The sequence below is a fragment of the Vibrio sp. Vb2960 genome, assembly GCF_033337665.1.
Taxonomy (GTDB): Bacteria; Pseudomonadota; Gammaproteobacteria; order Enterobacterales; family Vibrionaceae; genus Vibrio; species Vibrio alginolyticus.
Window position 1 is genome coordinate 15,517 of sequence record NZ_JAWORD010000024.1, and the last position, 19,357, is coordinate 34,873.

Genomic DNA, 19,357 nt, shown 5'->3' on the forward strand with positions numbered 1-19,357 from the left:
TCTAACCGCTAGTTTCTCATTAGATTTTAAAAATCATGAACCATAGATAGGAGAAGGCAGTTCAGGATATGCTCGAAAAATATGTAGAAACACCCTTTCAGTTATTACAGAAATTTCTTCCTCTTCATAATCCTCTACTGGTAGACCAGTCTTTTCGTCATAAAGAAAGTCATAAATTTGCTGTTTAACCGCATCACGCGCAGATTCTTTTTGTTGCCAGTTCGACACTTTCAAACGCTCAGCTTTAAGGGTTGCAAGTAGCGAGGTTGCCACTTTCTTGATAGTCACTATTTCTTTTGGTTTTAGGTTCGGTTTGCTCAACAGATCAAAAAGCACCAGAGACTCCTCGTCTAGACCTTCACGCAGAGCTCGTTTCTCCTCTCTCGACAATTCGTCATTCAGAATGAGCAGAGCTTCAAAGGTCTTTTCAATAACAACGCGATCCTTCTCTTGGTTGTATTCCTTCACCAGTTTTTCGTAGTGCTCTTGATAATCAGTTCTCAATGGATTCTGAAACATCAGTCTGGCCAATTTTTGCTCTACCGCATGCTTAAGGGTTTGTACCGTTGTGTTCTTGCGTTCCGAGCGAGTAAACTCCTGGCGTAGTCGCTCAAAGTCGATTTTACTAATATCAAAGATCTTGTCTGAGTTTGGATTTTCTTCACCGATCTGGTGGGAAGTATCAATACTGGCGTCAACAATTGCATGCAGCTCTTTCATGATATCCGTGATATCGGCTTTCTCTTTGTCAGCCTGCAAGCTCTTGTAAAGTATATTGATAGCGTCGCGAATATCTCTATAGCCATTGATACCCGGTACATTGATACAAGATTTAAATCGATTGAAGACCTCTCGCGACATTACCTCAAATCGCTTTCTAGTCTCATCGCTTTGGTTAATAACCTCTTTAGCTTTGACAATAGCAGCATTGCGGGCGAAACCTGTCTCTGTGATTATCGTCTCTAGCTCAAATTCATGCTTGCGGAGAAACTCGACGACAAAGCTAACGGCTTCATTTAGATTATCAAGCAACTCTTCATTAGGTTTTGCTGGATCGGTTTCATCATTTTCGCCACCATGGCCTTCGTCACCTGTGCCCGCAAAAGTTGCTAGCGCTTTGCGCAAGTTCTTTAGAATTCCACAATAATCAACTATTAGACCGTTACTCTTCCCTTCAGCAACCCGATTAGCACGAGCAATCGCTTGCATTAACGTGTGTGCTTTTAGTGGCTTATCAAGATACAGAGTTGATAATGTTGGAACATCAAATCCCGTCAGCCACATGGCACAGACGATTGCCACTCTGAACGGATGCTCACTGGCTTTGAAGGCTTCTTCCATATCCAGACGAGAGCCGTCTTGTAATTCGAATCCAGTCTTCATTAGCTGACGGTGAGGTTTAATATCCAACCCCCACTTTTCAAACTTAGCAATTTCACCTTGCTCTTCACTGACAACTACCGCCATCAGTGTTTCTTTCATCCAGGCCAACTGGCGCTCACGCCACGCCAAGTCTTGCTCATCCGTTGCCTTAGAAAGACTGGCTTCCTTGGTTTTAATGTGTTCCTGCCAATAGAAATCAATTAACTTGTGCATGCGTACACAAGTGATTTTATCTAAGCAGACAAACATAGCCTTACCCGTTTCCCACCCGTTGGCGTAATGGGAAACAAAGTCTCGTGCTATCTGATCTAAACGGCTTGAAGATGTGATGATGTGATAATCACGCTTCAGTTCACGTTCTAATTTTTGCTGAACATCAACATCATCAATTTCCAATTCTTCAAGCTTTTCAGCGATACGCTCGTTGAGCCCCTTAGGGTCAGCCACACTGTGTTGGTTACCATCATCATCAGTAAAGACCAAATCCTCACCACGAGCGTCGTAATAAAGCGGAACTGTCGCTTTATCCTCAACAGCTCTTTGGAAGTCATAGGTGGAGATGTAATCACCGAAAAACTTCTTCGTAATTTGATCTTCTTTAAATAGCGGCGTCCCCGTAAAGCCAATGAAGCTGGCCTTCGGCAAGGCATTACGCATATTTAGCGCCAAGTCACCATATTGAGTGCGGTGAGCTTCATCGGTAATAATGATGATGTCATCGCGCTCTGAATACGGTTTTTTAGGATCGACTCTCTCGTTGAACTTCTGAATTAGAGTAAAGACAAATGCCTTTTGCTCACCGATAAGCGACTTCAAATCCTTCCCACTCTTAGCTCGACACGGGTCTTTATCGTTGTTGACCAGGCCACATCCGGCAAAAGTTTTATAGATTTGCGTGTCTAAATCTTCCCGATCGGTCAGAACGATAAAGGTGTAGTTACCCCCCAGCTTTCGGTGCACCATTTGGGCAAAAAACACTATTGAATAGGATTTACCGGACCCTTGCGTATGCCAAAAAACACCAAGCTTACCAAGACGTTCATTTCGATTAACAACAGCATCAACAGCACGACAAACACCCAAATACTGGTGGTTTCGAGCAACAATTTTTATCAAACGGCCTGAGCTTTGATCAAACAACGTGAAGTTCTCAAAGATATCCATCAGGTTTGTCTTGGAGCAGGTACCTTTTAAAAGGGTTTCCATCTCCACAACACCTGGCTCTTCCTCGCTAAGACGCTTCCAATCATTAAAGTGCTCGAACTGACTTGAAACCGAACCAATTTTGGCATCAATACCATTCCCTAAGACGATAAAGGCATTGTGATAGAATAGGTGTGGGATAGTGTCTTTGTAATCTGAAAGGTTTTGTTCGTATGCTGCTCGAATATCTTTGTGTACGTTTTTCAGCTCCATAAACAACAGTGGAATACCATTTACAAAACCGACCACATCGGCTCTTCGGCGATAGATCTCACCTTTCACCCAAAACTCACGAACAATCAAAAAGTGATTGTTTTCGTAGTTATCGAAATCAAACAAACGCAGGCTGTTTTTGACCCGAGCGCCTTTATCATTGGTGAAAGTAACGTCTACACCATTTTTGTGTAACGCGTACTTTTCTTTGTTTACACCAACAATATTGCGAGAGGTGGGAGCATCAACAACAATCCGCAGGGCTTCTTGATAGGCCTCGGAGGGTAACCCTGGATTGAGCTCTATAAGCTTTTCACCAAGGTAGCGGGTAAGAACGACTTCCTGCTCTGAGGTTCTGCCGAGATCCCCTTCTTTACCCATCCGCTCGTGCAGCCCCATGAAAGACTCATCCCATTTCAATTCATTCAACAGATAGTCTGCAGTTACCTCTTGAACTAGGACATCTTCTGTCATGGGCATGGCTTTATCCTTTTAGTTGTTATTGATTACCTGATAGCGCACTGGCTTACTCAGCTTCTTCACTACACATTCTTCACTTGCTCTTTTCAGCCAATCATTAAGTTGTGATTTATGAAGCCCTGTCTGCTCGATGAGTTCTTCGAGCGTGATTGGAGAGCTGGCTAATCGATAGAGCTCACCTAAAAATATATTATAAAAATCAACAGGGTGTGACGCTATCGATTCATTAACATCTTCTGATTGTTCTTTTTCCGATATTTGAGCGACTTCATCGTTTTTGACACCCATCTTTGAATCAGAAGCTGTCACATTTTCAGTTTTCTCTTCTGTTTCTAGCTCATCAAATATCCCAGGTAGGTCTGGAGTGGTGAAGAGATTGCGCTGCGTAGGCGTAGATACCAACGAATTCTGCTTATTTGGTTGTAGCATTGAGGCTATTTGAAGCATGGAAAGATCAGATTCAATCCAAGCGCCGCCTTTCTCCACCAAATCCGCATTTGCAGCATTGGTATCATTGGTTGGTTTAACCCACAAAGGTACCCAGCCTTTCTTGAGGTTTTCCTCTGCACCATTTAAGGTACCACCTTTCTTTCCTGAGTGAATCACTAACGAACTTGAAGCCATGCAATAGATGTACTTGTTGCGAGCCATTGCATTACCAGCATTGAAGCCCGCCTCTGGATAAAATGGAGATACAAGTACAACGTTATTTTCGAGCAAGCCCTTACGCCATTTGGCACTGGTTGCCGCTTTGAGCAGGCTATCAGCCATCACACCAATCACTGAGCCACCACGAAGCATCGCGCCCTGCATAGCCGCCTCATCTACACCTCTTGCACCACCAGATACGATAGCAATGCCTTCAGAGGCGGCTTTTACACCTAATTGTTCAGTAAAAGCAAGATCTGCAACGCTCGCATTTCTTGAGCCAATTACAGCCAAGCCACCAGAATTAAGTAATGACTTATTGCCACAACCAAATAAAACTGGGGGAGAATCATTCTTTAACTTAAGCTTCAAACGCTTGGGATAATCAGGATCAGATCGGGTCACTAGCCAAAGACCTGCACGTCGCCATTTTTCAACCGCCAAAGCCAAGCTGTGGCCTCGATTTAACAAAGACTCGATACGCTCTATGCTAACTCGAGTATCACGCCATCCATGCAGCAAAGGCCTAGGGTCTGAAACCAATAAATCAGCTGGCGTAATTGACTTATCTTTCAACCACAAAGCAAAACGTCCCCATTCTGCATTGGAGAGAGGCTTTACATCCTCAGTGTTTGCTTTCGAAAAATAACTCGTCAGCAACAATGTTGCCTGTGCTATTGGCGATAAATTCATGCGTCGTTCACCGAAGAAGAGGCCAAAGCAACGGGATATACATCACCACTGCCTGCTTGTTTTAGTAATGCTGCGATAACGGTCAGCGTCCATCCTGAATCTACAATATCATCAACAAGTAACATTGGAGTATTAGGAACGGGTTGAGTGATGGCAAACGCACCATCCAAATTACGACACTGATGGAATCGGTTCTGCTGCCCTTTTTGAGGCTGATTGTTCTTCACTTTACTTACTGCGTCTATAAATGGCAGCTCAAGCCTAAGTGCCAGCTTACGAGCAAATTGAGGCACTAGCTCTGGATGGTTACGGGAAGGCACACAGCACACCCATTGCGGCATCGGGTTTGGATGCCAACGCTCCAGGATCATAGTCGCCATCGCTTCGACCAGTTCATCGCTAAACTGACCAGCGTGTTTTTGATCTGCTACCACTTTACCCCAGCCTGCATCACCCCATCGGGAAAGCACACGCCCCTCGTTCGCCCGAAGGTTTTGAGGGAGATTGCCACTGAACCCGTATTCTAAAAAGGCATTTGCAGCGACTTGTGCTCGAGGCTTTATAACCATCTCCGCATGTTTAAGGAATGTGGCCGCTTGATGGGCTAATGCAGGATTGACTGGAAGATTAATTACGGCTTGCCCAAGACAAGATGCACACTTTCCGCAAGGGGTAGGGTCATTATCATCCAACGCTCGGCGGAGATAGGTCATTTTACAATCAGCAGCACCAAGGTAAGCCTGAACTTCTTGCCACTCTTGTTCGCGTTGAGAGGTGAGGTGTTCGATACGCTCCCGATCCATGGTGAAATGAACGGCCGTCCTGCGCCATTGAGACCCCACTTTGATAACAGGCGCAGGGCTTTCAACACTCAGCAGCTTCAAGACCTTTTCAATCTGACCATGACGAAGGTTGGTTCTCTCTTCGATACGAGGAATCGACAACCCATCACAGGCCGCCAATACAGCAAGAATTTCATTAACCTGCGGCTCAGAAGGAAACGCTGATGAACGGAAAAACTCATGAATATCGGTGTCTTCCGTTCCAGACATCAGTACACCAATCGCATGCTCAATGCCTCTCCCAGCACGACCAACCTGTTGGTAATAAGCCACAATAGATCCCGGAGCCTGATAATGGATAACAAAGCTCAGATCAGGTTTGTCGTAGCCCATCCCCAGTGCAGTCGTTGCAACAAGGGCCTTAATATCGTTTTGGAGCAGCATGTGCTCCAGATGCTGACGATACTCGTTGCTGTTTTCAAAGCCTTCAGCTTCAATACTGCCATGGTAAGCACAAGCATTAATGCCATTATCTTTAAGCCACTGTGCAACTTGTTCTGCATCACGCACCGTTAGTGTATAGACAATCCCCGTCCCTTCTAGCGTAGGGATAACCTGCGCTAACCATGCCAAACGCGATGCCTGATCCGGCAGCACCATGGTTTGCAGCGCTAGGCTGTCGCGAGACAAAGCCCCTCTTTGGATTTGAATATCACCCAGCTGTGTTTGGATATCCTCCACCACACGGTTGTTTGCCGTGGCCGTTGTGCCCAAGACTGGCGTATTGGGCGGTAACTGACGCAGAATATTCACAATGCGGCGGTAATCAGGGCGGAAGTCGTGCCCCCAGTCTGAAATACAGTGCGCCTCGTCAATCACCATCAACGAGATACGATCAGAAATAGGCTGAAGTACAGTTTCAATGAAGTTGTCGTTTGCCAGCCGCTCAGGGGAGATCAATAAACAATCGATCTGATTATTCAAGATGCGTTGCTTTACTGCTTCCCAATCCGCGGTATTGGTAGAGTTCATGGTTTCCGCAACAATACCTAGACGCTGCGCCGATTCTATCTGGTTGCGCATCAAAGCCAGTAAGGGGGAAACGATAATGGTTGGCCCCATACCACGATCACGGAAGATTTTGGTGCTGATAAAATAAACCGAGCTTTTACCCCAGCCCGTGCGCTGAACAACCAGCAATTTCTGCCGATGATTGACCAAGGCATCTATCGCTTCCCACTGTCCATCTCGGAACTCAGCGGCAGGGTTTGCCAATGCAGTTTGTAATAGTTGTTGGGCCTGAACTCGGTTCATATTCTCTCCTTGAATTAAACGGCTAATTCACCACTCATCAGTTTAGGTAACAGTAGATCACGGGCTTTCGCAAGTTTATCGCTGTAGTCTTGCAACTTATTGATTTGTTCTTGGATTGGTTGCACTTCTCTTATGAAGTTTTGGTAGTTGATCTCATCTGGAACCAATATTTCGCGACTATAAGCCATGTCACGGTTTAATCCCGGAACTGCCACATCAGTATTTATGAACTGAACATTTTTTAATGCGTGATACAGAAAAAGACTGCTTTGCTCCTGTGTAATGAAATAAACCGTATCAATAGGAAAAAAGTCAGTATTTACCCAAAACACACTACCAATATTCCCTTTCCTGCCAATAACAATACCAGGTCCATCTACTAGAGCTTTCTCATGCGAACCGACGTCACCACTAGAGCCATACACAGGATAAGGGCCAGGAATCCGGACATCGGCTTTTAAGGCTTTACCATAGTTAAGCGTAGCTATTTGCTTTAATGTTTTTTTCTCCCACCCCTCAGGCACACCATCAATGATCTTTGCCTGCTCATGGCCAGGGAAGCGCAAGTAAACAAACCACTCCTGATAAAGAAGGCGTGCAGATTCCTCCAAAAGCTGGATACGACGGCGGTTGTTTTCAATGAGGTCGTCGTAGCTAGCGATGAAGTCAGCAATTCGAATTTGTTCATTAACGTCATCAGGAACAGAGAATTTCAAAGCAAGTAACTTCCCTTGACTCAGATTATCTTGTGCGGCCCCTTGACTGACCTGACGGTATTGTAACTTCAGCACTGCATCGAAAAGATACTTGATAAACCGAGCATCCGATTTTTCTGGATCAGGAATAAAACCAATGACACTATCTGGGAAACAAGCATCGATAGCGAGGATTGACGTATCAGCAATGTTCGCTGCAATGGTTATACAAAGCGTGCCTGTCGGCCACAGCTTACTTTGCGCCAAACCTTCATCACTGTATGTTTTTGAATACTCAGATAGATACAGACCTGCACGCTTCACATCTGCGGTTTGCACAAATGGATAAGGGCCACCATATAAGTGTGCCGCATCTCTAGGCCTATGCCGCGAACGACCTCTTGATACAGTTCCAAGTTCATCCAGTGATTTATCAGACCAACTCATACCGCTAACTCCTCAAAGTTGCGGGCAATCTTCTGAGCTAACTCAACCGCTTCTGTGTTTAGCCCCTTAAGTTCAATATGGATATCACGCAGTGACTCTTCAAAATCAAACTCGTCATCAATTTCTTCAGGTGCAACGCCTACATATTGTCCCGGTGTAAGACTCCATCCTGCCGCTTCAATATCTTTGATATCCACCAACTTCACTAAGCCTGCTATATCACGGAGCTTACCTTCAGGGAAGCGGCTTAACAGCCAATGTGCCTGTTTGTAAAAGTAACGCACCTGCTTAAGTTGCTCAACTGCCAGCTTGCGTGCTTCATCCGCAGACTTTTTCAAGTTTTTACGGCCACGGCCATTAAGTAAAGTGCTATCCCAAAGGTCGCTGTCTTTAGCGCCATTGGCTTCAGCTAGCTCGATGACGCGAGTTGCCAGCTTATATGCCAAATCCAACTCTTTGATCAGATTCCGGCTTTGATCCGCCAGTGCTTTGAGGCTTTCGTCTTTGTCGGTAAACGTGACTAACCCGCTAACCTGATTAATGTCATCAGCACTCCAGCGTATTTGTAAGCTTGAGGTTATCGCTTGCATTGCAGACCAGCTTTGTTCAGTCACCTCTTTTACATGCAGAAACTCGGTGTGAACATCCAAATCAATACCGGCTTTTTCCAACAAGGTCATAAATGGCGCAAAGGCTTTTTGTAACTTTTCCAACTCAGCGATAAAGTCAGGTACGTATTTGACGTCAGATCTTTCAATTTTCCCGCACAGCTGTGCTTCCAACAAACTACGCGAAATGTACTCTCGCACCAGTTCAATAAACCGCTTACCTTCATTGCGGTATAGCCAAACAATGGCGGTCAGGTTCTTTTGTTGCTCAGGGCTGAAATCATAAATCTTGCGCGTAACTTTGCGGTACACGTTACGCGCATCCAACATCAGTACTTTGTTTTTTAGGTTGGCGGGCTTGCTCTTGTCTAGGAACCAAAGCTGGCAAGGCACGCTCCGGGTATAAAAGAAATTGCCACGAACATCGACCATGATGTCAACGTCACCTGTTTTCACCAATTGTTCACGCACCTTCGCTTCATCACGTCCGGCACTCGATGCTTGTGAAGACATCACAAAGCCTGCGCGTCCTGTGTCGTTCAGGTAGCTATAGAAATACTGAATCCACAAGTAGTTGGCATTGCTAACTTTTTTGTTTTTATTGACTCCCGGCAATCCAAACGGCAAACGCGCATTGTCTTTTTTGACTTTGTCAGCATCTACCTCATCAACGTTAAATGGAGGGTTAGCCATTACATAATCGACAGTACCAAACAACCCTTCATGGGGGTCGTTGTAGTAGGTGATGGCGCTTTCACCACCCTCAACGTTGCCTTCTAAGCCATGTACGGCCAAGTTCATTTTAGCGAGGCGGGTAGTTACTCTGTTTTTCTCATGTCCGTAAAAGGTCAGTTCTTGCGGGTTCTGAGCGTTACGCTCCATAAAGTGAGCGCTTTGAACAAACATACCACCCGAGCCACAAGCTGGATCAAAAATCTTACCATGATCAGGTTCCAGCACATTAACCAGCAATTGCACCAAAGAAACTGGCGTGAAGAATTCACCGCCATCGTGAGCACCTTGATCAGCAAACTCAGTCAGGAAGTATTCGTAAATACGCCCAAATATATCGCCGCTGGCTTTTTTCAGTTCTTCTGGGTTTAAAGTGCGCAGCAACACACCGAGAACATCGTTCGGGATATTGTTGTATTCCTGCTTCGGCAATTGGTCTTTGAGGGTTTTGTAATCTTTCTCAATGGACTCCATCGCCTGAATGATTGCTTCCGCACGCTTATCTGCATCGGTCAGAGCAATCAGGTAATCAAACTGAGCTTCTGGAGCGAGGAATATGGCACTCTTCTGTGAGAAATCTTCTTTGGTCAGTTCGCGTGTTTTACCACCACGGCTTGGCAGTTCAGCAATAATCTCTTCTTTGACCGCCAGATAACGACTATAAGCATGACGCAAAAAAATAAGCCCCATGACTGGGAGAAAGTATTCATTACTCGCCAGCTCAGAGTTGGCTCTGAGGTTATCGGCGGATTTCCAAAGTCGTTTTTCGATTGCTTCGATATTTTCTAGTTGTGCCATAAGGCCAAATCCTGATCATTCTTGGAGTATCATTCAACAACTGATGGTGGCCTTGGAGGCACTCCATCTCAAATACAGTCATTGAATAACATTTAAGTCTGCGGGTAGTTTAACCCAGAATAGTAACCAGCTGATATTTAAAGCGGCGGTGATTTGCCAAAAAGGCGAGGATAATCTGAGTGGAATTTCGCTGGCATATCCGATATGTGTTGCCAGTAAGAACACAGTGCATCGATTGTTTTCATATCAGCATGACCACAATCCAGCATTATTTTAAGTAACTCTAGTGTCGACATCACCTGCGCCTCAAACACACGTGCCAATTCGCTCATATCTTGATCATCGGTAACGACAGGGACACCAAGTTCAAGGGCGTAAGCAATATACCAAGCATCCACTCGAGAAGGACCGGACAGGTCAGTTTGGACATAATCCCAGACGTACTCAAATGTATCTTTGATGGACTGCTTCTGCTTTCGGCTAATACTTGGAAAGTGTTTCCGGTTTTCAAGAAACTCGTCGTCTTCCGTCCAAGGAAACTTGCTTTGAAGTTTTCGGCCAGCCAGTTCTTCATTCAGTTCGGGTAAAATATACAAGCAGTACTGTTCGTCCCCAAAAGAGACGAACAACAGTGGTCTTATCGTTTTTGCCAATCGAAGGTAGGCGTTGGTATCTACAAGAATCTTGGATTGAGGCATCAGGTCAACTCTGTGTGGATACTCCGGGCATCAAGCAGTGGCATATCCAGCACAGTTTGCACAAATCCTGGTCCTTTGTTGTGCTCTTTGATGTAGGCTTTTAGAAGTTCAAATATTGGTGTTTCAAAACCCTCATTGGCTAAGTCAATATAAGCTCTTGCTGTGGGGTTGCCTTGTTCATCAAGACCAGTAGGCTTAAATAGAGCTTCGCTTAAGTTGGGATACTGTTGATTGAATTTCGTTACTGCAGCAAAAAATGAGTTACCCATTTTTATCTCTGGGTACCCCATTCGAAGCGCATATTTGTTGACTTGCTGAAGCACTGAGTTTGGCGAGATAACCTGTTTCTCGGCCAACTCTTTTAGTCTATTTATTTTTGCTGAAGGAGTAGCTACTGCAACTAGTTCCTTGTAAGCCTGTTCTGCCAATTCTGCCGGGTATAATAAGCAACCAGCAAATGCATCAGCAAAATCTTCAGCCTCATCGCCTTCCAATCTAGGAGACATACAATGTCCCAACTCATGCGCCATCCAAAACTTGAAATCATGGATATTGGTATCAAGATTCAGATAAACCCAAGTACTTTGAGAATCAGGTAAGTAGATATGGATAGCGTTCTCATGGCGTTGCTTTGTACCCCATAAAACAGGAATGACAACCGCCTGTAATTCACTGAAACGGCGAATCAGATGTTTGAAATCAATCTTATCCGTCGGCCCTACATTTATGTCTTCCCGCACCTTTGCCGCTACTTTATGTAAATAGTCATAGTCACAATTTGGCGACTTAAGTACAGGAGGCATTTCAAAAGTATCAAAAGGAAGGTAAGGCACAAGATGACGTAAAAAACGTCCCATCTCCTGAGCTTTCTCTACATGATGGCTTTTTGTTTTTGCTGAGCCCTTTTTACGAAAGGCTACTTTTGGAGCATTAAGCTCTTGTTTGATAACAAGCTGATCAAACGTCAAACCCAGCAGTTTGCCAAGCTGAAGTAGCTTGTTCGGGCGTGGAAATGACTTGGCATTTAGCCACTGAGAAACCGCTTCTTTGGATACAGCAAGACCTTCTGCCACAGCGGTCTGTGTCAGTCCCTTCTTTTGCATCGCTTCAGTAGCGTTTTCTATATTAAGTACTTTTTGCATGTGGTGAGTATATGACCAGGTCAAGTTTTGTCAAGTTAAGAGGACTTACTCAAAACCTAAATTATATAAAAATAATCATTAATTCAAACAGTGGCATGAAAAGAGAAGACACCGATGAACAAAAGCCGCACTACAAATGATACTCACTTTGATTACTATGTTCATAGAATCTCAAGCTGATTTCGTTTTTTCCAACGGCACTACATTGGCAACCGTCAGAGATTGTAACTTCTCGCCCCAGGCTTGTAATACCACTAACTGCTCTTCAAGGTAATCGTGATGGTTGTATACCCGCAACATGCCTGGTAGCTGGTGGCCAACCGTCTTTTCAATCGCCACAATATCTAACCCCATTTCACTGCAACGACTGATAAAGGTGCGGCGCAGATCATGTGGTGAGAAACGCTCAAAATCATCCGGTAAGTTACGTTTAATTAGCGCACGTACTGCTGCGGGTTCCTGAACCTTATCGGCCAAAAGCTGAGGCCAAACAAGTTTCCATTTGCTTGGTACGCTCTCACGTTGCTCTTTAAGAAGCGCCAACAGGTAATCGCTTAATGGTACTTTCCGACTCTCCTGACTTTTGGTGTGGCGCTCCTCAGAGCTGGCAGGTAACAACCATACCTTTTCTTGCCAATCTATCTCACTCCAGCGCATTTCAAGCACGGCACTAATACGTTGCCCACACCCAAGCAAAAACTGCATTAAACGGACGTTTGAGGGCTCTGTACGCCAAGAAGGCAAACTGGTTAGCAAAGTCTTCAACTCTGAAAAGCTCAAGTTGCGTTTTGTGACCTTAGAGCCACCACCGACATCCTTGGATTTCAAATGTGGTGCAGGGTGAGCGCCGAGCATATTCAAAGCTAGCGCATGGTTGAGCACCTGATTGATTATTCTATGGCATGCACTAATCGCACCCGCCTTTCTTTTTCCACTCTCATCAACCTTGGCATCAAACACTTTATTGAGATCATGAATTCTCAACTCTTCTAGTTTGATGTGACCTAGAAACGGTTTGATATCGCGGGTGTAGGTCGCCCTCGCCTGCTCTCCCCGCAGCTGCTTAGATAAACGCTTTTCATCAAAACTGGCAAAAGCATCGTCAAAGGTTTTCGCTTCCTCTTGCTCGCGCTGCTCTCGCGCTAGTTCCAGCTTCGGATTCTTATTATTTTCCAGCCAACTGCGGTAACGCCCCGCTTCTGTTCGAGCCTGTTCAAGTGTCATCCCCGTTTCCGGTTTCAACTTAACATACCGCCCCATAGTGATTTTTTCGTGTTTTTTGCCAACCTGAAAGCGAAAGATCCAAGTCATAGTGCCCGTTGGGCGAACACGAATATTCAATCCTTCAATTTTCTTATCTGGAACTAAGTATTCTTTGTTTTGTGCTTTCAATGATTGCAACGTGGCATTGGTGCTAATTCGCTTGGTCATGGTTTAAAAACCTCTGCATTTCTGGGTACGGCGCGGGGTACGGGGAAAGACGAGTTTTCATTGTACGGCTAAAGACACCCCTGGACAATCAACAATTAAAATTCAAATAAAAACAATAAATTAAAATACACATTTGGATTTTAGAAGACACCACAAGATTCAGAGTTCGATTTACCCACCACATGGAAGCGGGCGTGCTATTGGAACGCAAAGTGTAACCCACGGCGTCAAATACAAAAAAAGCGAGCTCAATGGCTCGCTTTTTAATTTGATTCGTTTTGCTTATTCCGCAGAAGTCTTCTTGCTGACAAAACCTAACTTCTTACCAATCCATGCGAGTAAAATCATTGAAACCATGATCGCAAAGAAGTTTGAGCCTGCTTCTGGGTATTGCGCTTTAATAAACGCAGAGTGACCAAACGCACCTACGAAGAAACACGCCAAGCCAACTAATGGGATATCTTCTGATACCGGATTATTTAGGTACTCTTGGTAAAGAGCTTGTACAGCCAGTACGAGTGCAATCAATGGGAAGATTGAAAAAGACACTTCACTCATGGTCAACCATGACAACAAAGCATCACCACACATACCTGCAACCAGTGCCAAAATCAGCGTTTTCTTTTCAGATTTATTTCCATTCGACATTATTCTATCCCGCCTTTTAATCGGTTACGTTCACGTTCTTTGCGATACCAATAGGCCCCTTTGGCTATCATTCGCAATTGCATGATCAATCGCTCGGCGAGTTCATCGCGCTCACGTCGATCTAAATCTAAAGCTTCAGCGCCCGAACTGAAAACCAAAGTCACAGACGCTTCTGCTTGAGTATACGCCTCTTCTCTGGTCACGCCGGTGCTCATTAAATACTCGGTTAATTCTGCCGCAAAATGCTGGATTTCTCGAGCAACAGCGGTACGAAATTCAGCAGAAGTGCCGGAGCGCTCACGCAACAACAAACGAAAAACGTTCGGACTACTTTCAATGAATTCCATAAAGGTTTCGACCGAGGTACGAATTACGCTACCTTCTTTCACAATACGTTGACGCGCCTGACGCATCAGTTGGCGTAGTAGCAAACCGCCTTCATCAACCATGGTTAAGCCTAGCTCATCCATATCTTTGAAGTGACGGTAAAAAGAAGTCGGTGCAATCCCTGCCTCTCGGGCGACTTCTCGCAAGCTAAGGCTGGAAAAGCTGCGATCCGCACTTAACTGACTAAATGCCGCATCGATCAATGATCGACGTGTCTTCTCTTTTTGCTGTGCGCGGATTCCCATCGATTTCATTCTTAACTTGCTCTTTTTCTGTAGGGTACAAGAGCCTCAATATAACGCAATTTGCTCCTACGGAGAAAGATATGTTGCTTCGCTCGCTCTGAGCGCCGAGAACGTTACTATTGGCATGCATCTAATTGCAATGTTCTCGATGCAATTTATAGACATACAACATACCAAATCACCCTTTTGGTCGATTCTGCGTGATCACTTCCACTCTCTAACAGGCATTACGTGTACCAATAGAGTAAATGAGTTAAAATCGCGCTAAAGCAATGTTAAGCAAATATAACAAGGAAGGCATCATGGCGCATGTTAATCACTATGACGTGATCGTAATCGGTAGTGGCCCTGGCGGAGAAGGGGCTGCAATGGGATTAACCAAAGCGGGACTGAATGTTGCCATTGTCGAGAAAGAAAGCAGTGTCGGCGGCGGTTGTACTCACTGGGGTACCATTCCATCAAAAGCACTGCGTCATGCCGTTAGCCGCATCATCGAATTTAATAGCAACCCGCTATTTTGTCGAAACAACACCAGCGTTCATGCAACATTTTCTGACATTTTAGGTCATGCTAAATCGGTCATTGATAAGCAAACTCGACTTCGTCAGGGCTTTTATGACCGTAACTCATGCACACTTTTGTTCGGAACCGCGCGATTTATCGATAACTACTCAATTGCAGTGATGCAAAGCGACGGTACAGAAGAAATCTATTCTGCGGATAAGTTTGTCATCGCGACGGGTTCTCGCCCGTATCAGCCTAACGACGTAGATTTCTTGCATGAGCGCATCTACGACAGTGATTCCATTTTGAGCCTGAAACACGACCCTCGCCATATCATCATTTACGGTGCGGGCGTTATCGGTTGTGAATACGCTTCTATCTTCCGCGGCCTTGGAGTGAAAACCGACCTTATCAATACCCGAGACCGCTTGTTGGAGTTTTTGGATAACGAAGTGTCAGATGCGCTGTCTTACCACTTCTGGAACAGTGGTGTGGTAATTCGTAATGATGAGACCTATGAAAAAATCGAAGGCACAGAAGATGGCGTGATTATTCACCTACAATCTGGCAAGAAGATGAAGGCAGACTGCTTGTTGTATGCGAATGGTCGAACAGGTAACACCGATAAGTTGAATTTGGGTGCAGTGGGTCTGGAAGCGGACTCTCGCGGACAACTAAAAGTAAACCGTAACTACCAAACCGATATCGAACACATTTACGCTGTAGGCGATGTCATCGGTTACCCTAGCCTTGCAAGCGCCGCTTATGACCAAGGGCGATTTGTCGCACAAGCCATTACGAAAGGTCAGGCAGAAAACTACCTGATTGATGATATTCCAACGGGTATCTACACCATCCCAGAGATTAGCTCTGTGGGTAAAACCGAGCAAGAGCTAACAGCTGCGAAAGTACCGTATGAAGTAGGACGCTCTTCGTTCAAGCATCTAGCTCGTGCACAGATCGCAGGGAAAGACATCGGTAGCTTGAAGATATTGTTCCATCGTGAAACCAAAGAAATTTTAGGGATTCACTGTTTTGGCGAACGTGCCGCGGAAATTATCCACATCGGTCAAGCCATTATGGAGCAAAAAGGCTCAGCGAATACCATCGAGTATTTCGTCAATACCACCTTCAACTATCCAACAATGGCCGAAGCGTATCGTGTCGCTGCGTTGAATGGTTTGAACCGCTTGTTCTAATCTATGCTTCTTGATAGCAGACAGAAAAACAGCAGGCTTGGACCTGCTGTTTTTATATCAACATTGTGCGAGGAAGGTATCCTTGTGCCATTGGTAGAGAAAGATAACCCCTAAACCAATACCCCGCATCAACATAAAGCTCGTCATTGCAAACCACAGCGCGTGATTTTCCCACTCGGCGAATAAGTAAAAGACAACAAAGAAACTGCTGGTCGCGACAAACATACTATTGCGCATGTCTTTGCCTTTGGTTGCACCGACAAAAATGCCATCCAATAGAAAGCACCACATCGACGCAAGTGGCATCACCACCAGCCAAGGTAGATACACCGCTGCTTGCTGTTGTACCGCCTCAATTGAAGTGATCATGGCGATCAACTGCGATCCCGCCAAACCAAAGAGCGCGGTCAGTCCTAAACAAATAACCAAACTCCAAAAGAAAGTGCCGACAAGCGATTCACTCAATTGTTGCCTATCTTTGGCACCAATCGCCTTCCCGACCATGGCCTCCATTGCGTAAGCAAAGCCATCCATGCCATACGAGATAATCATCAGGAAGCTCATCAGAACCGCATTTGCAGCGACAACCTCATCACCAAAGCTCGCACCTTGGAACGTCATAAAGCTAAAAGCCGCTTGCAGACACAAAGAGCGCAAGAAAATATCGCGATTCAATTTCACGAAGCGCCCTAAACCGTGTTGAGTGCTGGCTAGCAACTTTTGAGGTGATGGTAATTGTCTCTCTCGCCAGGTTTTCCAGACACACATGAGACCAAAACCCATGCCTGAGTAGTCAGCAATCACCGATGCCAGCGCAGCGCCTTCTACTTTCCACCCCAAACCAATCACAAACAACAAATCGAGGGCAATATTCGTCACGTTGGTGATGATCACCATCCACATTGGTGCTTTGGAATTTTGCGTCCCGAGCAGCCACCCCAACAACACAAAGTTCATTAGCGCAGCGGGGGCACTCCACACACGGATAGAGAAATATTGCATGCCGTAGTGTTTTACCTCTGCGCTGGCGTCACTCCAGCCAAAGATCAAATCAGCAATCGGGTTATGGGCAATAAGGAAGACTAACGCAAACAGCAGCGCCATAAGTGAGCCTTGCATAAACACCAAGGCAAGTTGCTTTCGGTCTTCACCGCCATAGGACTGCGCCGCCAACCCAGTAGTCGACATACGCAAAAAACCAAGCAGCCAAAACGTCACGCTGATCATGGTGCTGCCCAACGCAACACCACCCAAATACCAAGCGTGGTCTAGATGACCAATCACCGCAGCATCGACCAAACCGAGCAATGGAACAGTAATATTCGACAGCACCATAGGTATCGCTAAAGCTAAGACTTGGCGATGAACTTTTGGGTTAGATAAAGGAGAGAAGATTGAATTTATCACAGGCACCTCATCAGTAAGATCGACGAGTGTACCTGAGCGCTTAACGACTAGCCAATTACCACTTGATATGAACGAGGACTGGCGTGAGGCGATGCTTCAACATTGGAATCTTATTAAGCCAACGCTGCCAAGCTTTCCAACGAGAACAGAATCTATCGAATGGCGAAAAAGCTTTCACCCACTGTGCCCATGGTAACCATTGCAATATCTGTTCTGCGGGCGATTCAAAGCCATGTGCATAGCGATCAGAGCCAAGCTTTTGTCCCCACTTGGTTTCCGTTAAATCTCCTGCCAGCACCATACACAGTTCAGCAGAGACAAAATATCGACCCAAGGTTTGAATAAATTTCGCGACTTGACGCTCTGTGCAATCGAGCAGTGCCATTTCACATAAAATGAGTACCGGTGCTTGCTCTGGAATGGCTAACGTCTCTAGCCACGACATTTCATCCACACTGCCACAGCGATGTTCATAACGTTCATTTTTGTGGAACAAGCGCTGACGCCATACCAAATTTTCCGTCACATCCAGCTCTATCCAATGGCAGCGTCCATTATCCAAACGATAAAAGCGGGTATCCAACCCAGCTCCAACATTGATTATCCAGGCATCGGGATACTGCTGTAAGAAGTGGTTAACCTGCTGGTCACAAAGCTGAGTCAGCGTCACGTGCAGCAATTGCTTCTGCGCAATATCACCACTCAAACAATCCGGCGCCATCTTACAGCTCAAACACGCTTTAGCAGCTATCGGATCGTACACCAAGCCATTGTCGACCATGCTTTCACGGCTACGCAATAACAGTGGCTTCAATAGATGGTTAGGAACTTGATGTTTAGACTGAGACATGGGCATTTCCTGCGCCAGAGAGAAAACATAGACATTAATAAAGATGATAATGAATATCAATTACATTATCAAGCTTATAAATTGGTCAAAACAAACAAGGTCAAGATGATGAGCAAGCTTTTGGAGGAAGTAGAAAAAGAGAAAAGAAGAGAAAAGACAAAACAGCCCAGATCAACTGGGCTGCTTAAATACACTTACATCCAATCGGTATTACGAATAATACCAACGGCTAAGCCTTCAATCGTAAGGTGCTGAGACGTTAAGTCCACTTGGATTGGGGCAAACTCTTCATTCTCAGCATGCAGTAATATGGTTGAACCTTTGCGCTCCAAACGCTTCACAGTCACATCATCATCAACACGCGCAACGACAACTTGACCGTCTCTCACGTCTTGGGTTTTATGCACCGCGAGCAGATCGCCATCCATAATCCCGATGTCTTTCATACTCTCGCCATTTACACGAAGTAAGAAATCCGCTTGCGGTTTGAACATCGCAGGATCGACTTGGTAGTGCGCCTCTACGTGCTCTTGAGCCAGAATTGGCTCACCCGCTGCAACTTGACCAATCAATGGCAAACCCTGCTCATCATTGGCTGCGTCTTCAAGCAGGATACGAATCCCACGAGAAGCGCCTGGAATAATTTCAATTGCTTGCTTACGAGCAAGCGCTTTTAGGTGTTCCTCTGCGGCATTCGCAGAGCGGAAGCCAAGCTCACGCGCAATCTCTGCACGAGTTGGTGGCATTCCGGTGTCGTCGATTTTACTTTTAATCAAATCGAAGACTTGTTGTTGGCGTGGCGTTAACGGCTTCATGTCTCACCTGTCTTTTTATACAGTTAACTGTGAGT

The 19,357-nt window shown here is 45.4% G+C and carries 14 protein-coding genes; 1 reads left to right on the forward strand and 13 read right to left on the reverse strand.

Going from position 1 to position 19,357, the window contains the following annotated elements; translation table 11 throughout:
- Window positions 1-33: 33 nt before the first annotated feature.
- The 10 genes from R7O03_RS18690 to fabR form a co-directional block, all read right to left on the reverse strand.
- Window positions 34-3,279 carry a type I restriction endonuclease subunit R gene (locus R7O03_RS18690; protein WP_318131935.1) on the reverse strand — a complete coding sequence of 1,082 codons (3,246 nt, stop codon included), beginning with the start codon at window positions 3,277-3,279 and terminating at the stop codon, window positions 34-36.
- 12 nt (window positions 3,280-3,291) lie between these two features.
- Complete coding sequence (locus tag R7O03_RS18695) at window positions 3,292-4,620, reverse strand: DNA-processing protein DprA (RefSeq protein ID WP_275875428.1); 1,329 nt, start codon at window positions 4,618-4,620, stop codon at window positions 3,292-3,294.
- The gene (locus R7O03_RS18700) at window positions 4,617-6,716 is read right to left on the reverse strand and encodes a RecQ family ATP-dependent DNA helicase (protein WP_182293110.1); all 2,100 of its coding nucleotides are present in this window, start codon (window positions 6,714-6,716) and stop codon (window positions 4,617-4,619) included. The genes R7O03_RS18695 and R7O03_RS18700 overlap by 4 nt, the downstream gene beginning before the upstream one ends.
- Window positions 6,717-6,730: 14 nt before the next feature.
- Window positions 6,731-7,858, reverse strand: coding sequence for a restriction endonuclease subunit S (locus tag R7O03_RS18705; RefSeq protein ID WP_140333546.1), 1,128 nt, complete (start codon window positions 7,856-7,858; stop codon window positions 6,731-6,733).
- Window positions 7,855-9,996, reverse strand: a complete 2,142-nt coding sequence (locus R7O03_RS18710; RefSeq protein WP_318131936.1) for an N-6 DNA methylase — start codon at window positions 9,994-9,996, stop codon at window positions 7,855-7,857. Before R7O03_RS18710 ends, R7O03_RS18705 begins: the two co-directional genes overlap by 4 nt.
- A 137-nt stretch (window positions 9,997-10,133) precedes the next feature.
- Complete coding sequence (locus tag R7O03_RS18715; RefSeq protein WP_275875426.1) at window positions 10,134-10,694, reverse strand: DNA-binding protein; 561 nt, start codon at window positions 10,692-10,694, stop codon at window positions 10,134-10,136.
- Window positions 10,694-11,836 (reverse strand): ImmA/IrrE family metallo-endopeptidase, encoded by a 1,143-nt coding sequence (locus R7O03_RS18720; protein WP_249566423.1) that lies wholly within the window; start codon window positions 11,834-11,836, stop codon window positions 10,694-10,696. The genes R7O03_RS18715 and R7O03_RS18720 overlap by 1 nt, the downstream gene beginning before the upstream one ends.
- Before the next feature lie 171 nt (window positions 11,837-12,007).
- Complete coding sequence (locus R7O03_RS18725) at window positions 12,008-13,267, reverse strand: tyrosine-type recombinase/integrase (protein ID WP_140333542.1); 1,260 nt, start codon at window positions 13,265-13,267, stop codon at window positions 12,008-12,010.
- Window positions 13,268-13,549: 282 nt separating this feature from the next.
- Entirely contained in the window at window positions 13,550-13,915 is a 366-nt protein-coding gene (locus tag R7O03_RS18730) for a YijD family membrane protein (RefSeq protein WP_005378634.1), read from the reverse strand.
- Window positions 13,915-14,556: an HTH-type transcriptional repressor FabR gene (gene fabR / locus R7O03_RS18735; RefSeq protein WP_005378632.1), complete on the reverse strand. Its 642-nt coding sequence runs from the start codon at window positions 14,554-14,556 to the stop codon at window positions 13,915-13,917. The genes R7O03_RS18730 and fabR overlap by 1 nt, the downstream gene beginning before the upstream one ends.
- 263 nt (window positions 14,557-14,819) lie before the next feature.
- Between fabR and sthA the strand changes: the two genes are divergently transcribed.
- On the forward strand, window positions 14,820-16,250 hold the full coding sequence (gene sthA, locus R7O03_RS18740; protein ID WP_005389689.1) for a Si-specific NAD(P)(+) transhydrogenase: 1,431 nt from the start codon (window positions 14,820-14,822) through the stop codon (window positions 16,248-16,250).
- 57 nt (window positions 16,251-16,307) lie between these two features.
- Here the strand turns inward: sthA and dinF are convergent, their stop codons facing one another.
- The 3 genes from dinF to lexA all read right to left on the reverse strand — a co-directional run bounded on the left by dinF (window position 16,308) and on the right by lexA (window position 19,322).
- Complete coding sequence (gene dinF, locus R7O03_RS18745; RefSeq protein ID WP_239939111.1) at window positions 16,308-17,657, reverse strand: MATE family efflux transporter DinF; 1,350 nt, start codon at window positions 17,655-17,657, stop codon at window positions 16,308-16,310.
- A gap of 55 nt (window positions 17,658-17,712) precedes the next feature.
- Window positions 17,713-18,507: a class I SAM-dependent methyltransferase gene (locus R7O03_RS18750; RefSeq protein WP_318131937.1), complete on the reverse strand. Its 795-nt coding sequence runs from the start codon at window positions 18,505-18,507 to the stop codon at window positions 17,713-17,715.
- Window positions 18,508-18,701: 194 nt separating this feature from the next.
- On the reverse strand, window positions 18,702-19,322 hold the full coding sequence (gene lexA, locus R7O03_RS18755; RefSeq protein ID WP_005378682.1) for a transcriptional repressor LexA: 621 nt from the start codon (window positions 19,320-19,322) through the stop codon (window positions 18,702-18,704).
- Between the last annotated feature and the right edge of the window lie 35 nt (window positions 19,323-19,357).